General features: G+C 63.5%; 2 protein-coding genes. Both read left to right on the forward strand.

Going from position 1 to position 1,497, the window contains the following annotated elements; translation table 11 throughout:
• Positions 1-149: 149 nt before the first annotated feature.
• The gene (locus NW834_RS13665; protein WP_414426362.1) at positions 150-1,052 is read left to right on the forward strand and encodes an IS256 family transposase; all 903 of its coding nucleotides are present in this window, start codon (positions 150-152) and stop codon (positions 1,050-1,052) included.
• Positions 976-1,359, forward strand: coding sequence for a transposase (locus tag NW834_RS13670; RefSeq protein WP_414412887.1), 384 nt, complete (start codon positions 976-978; stop codon positions 1,357-1,359). The genes NW834_RS13665 and NW834_RS13670 overlap by 77 nt, the downstream gene beginning before the upstream one ends.
• Positions 1,360-1,497: the final 138 nt, after the last annotated feature.

Below are 1,497 nucleotides of genomic sequence, written 5' to 3' on the forward strand. Positions count from 1 at the left end.
GTACCCCAGAGATGCAAAGAGACCAGCCACCTCAGCAACCGATCGGATCCCTCGAATGTCTTCCACATCCAGTTGAGTAGCCATTGCCGCACTCCGGTGATCTGTGGCGGTAGTGTCGCGTATTTTGTGGGTTAAGCATGGAGGGCGGAATGGACCGAGAGGAGCTCAAGAGGTTGACCAAGGAGGAGATCAGCCGGCGCATCCGGGAAGGGGTCAAGGCCGTCATAGTGCTCCGCACCGCTTACGCGAACGAGCAGGTGTTGGAAGAAGAGATGACCGAGCACCTGGCTGCGGGTTACCGTGAGCGCACCCCAAGCCGCCGCGGGGAGCGGAACGGCTACTACACCCGGGACCTCATCACGCCGGCGGGCAGGATCGCCCAGCTCCGGGTACCCCGGGACCGGGAGGGGACTTTCCTGACCGAGGTCTTTGAGCGGTACAAGCGGATGACCGGGGAGGTAGAAGAGGCGGTGCTGGGGATGTACCTGCAAGGGGTCTCCACCCGCAAGGTAGCGGCCATCACGGAGGGCCTGTCCCGGGTGCGCATCGGTAAGGACGCGGTCTCCAGGGTAGCTCAGCGCCTGGAGGAGGAACTCTCCGCCTGGCGGGGCCGGCCTTTGGAGCTGGCCTACCCCTACCTCTACCTGGACGCGGCCTACTTCAAGGTGAACTGGGGCGGGCGGGTGGTGGACCTGGCCCTTCTGGTGGCGGTGGGGGTGAACGAAGAAGGCTACCGGGAAGTGCTGACGGTGGAGCCGGCGGGCGGGGAGAGGAAGGAGGCCTGGAGGAACCTGCTGAAGGGCCTGGTGGAGCGGGGGCTTCATGGGGTGAGGCTGGTCATTTCCGACGACCACCCTTCCATCCGTCAAGCGGTGATGGCGGAGCTTCCTGGGGCCAGCTGGCAGCGGTGCGTGGTGCACTTTATACTTTATGCGGAACGTTTCAGCTCATGTGCCGCAGTCGGAGCGGGGTGTGGTGGCCGAGGAGCTCCAGGAGGTGTTTGTGGCGCGGCGGCGGGGCACGGCGGAATCTCTGGCCCAGGAGTTCGTTGAGCGCTACCGGGACCGGTTTAAGCGGGCGGTGGAGGTGTTTGCCCAGGGTCTGGGGGAGGCCCTGACCTACCTGGACTTTCCCGGGGTCCACCAGCGGCACATCAAGAGCACGAATGTGCTGGAGCGGCTTATCCGTGAGGTGAAGCGGCGGACCAGGGTGGTTGGGGTCTTCCCCGGCGAGGGGAGCCTGGTGAATCTGGCCACGGTGGTGATGCTGAGGGCCACGGAGGACTGGGCTTTCCGGCGTTACCTGGACATGGGCCCGCTTTGGGCCGTGGAAGAAAAACCCACAAAAATCGCGACTTGACCATGCATGTGGGATCCCCTCAGCGGATGAGGAACGGCAAGTAAACAGGGATCTGATCATTTACAAACTGCTTGTAGGTCTGCACCTGCCGGTTGATGACGGCCCAGCACAGTACCCCATGTGGGAAAGATAGGCGAT

This window comes from Synechococcus sp. R60.1 (genome assembly GCF_047461835.1).
Taxonomy (GTDB): Bacteria; Cyanobacteriota; Cyanobacteriia; order Thermostichales; family Thermostichaceae; genus Thermostichus.

What these genes read in the sequence shown, in the direction of transcription:
- NW834_RS13665 (WP_414426362.1), top strand. Translation starts at nt 150, where the DNA reads ATGGACCGAGAGGAGCTCAAGAGGTTGACCAAGGAGGAGATCAGCCGG.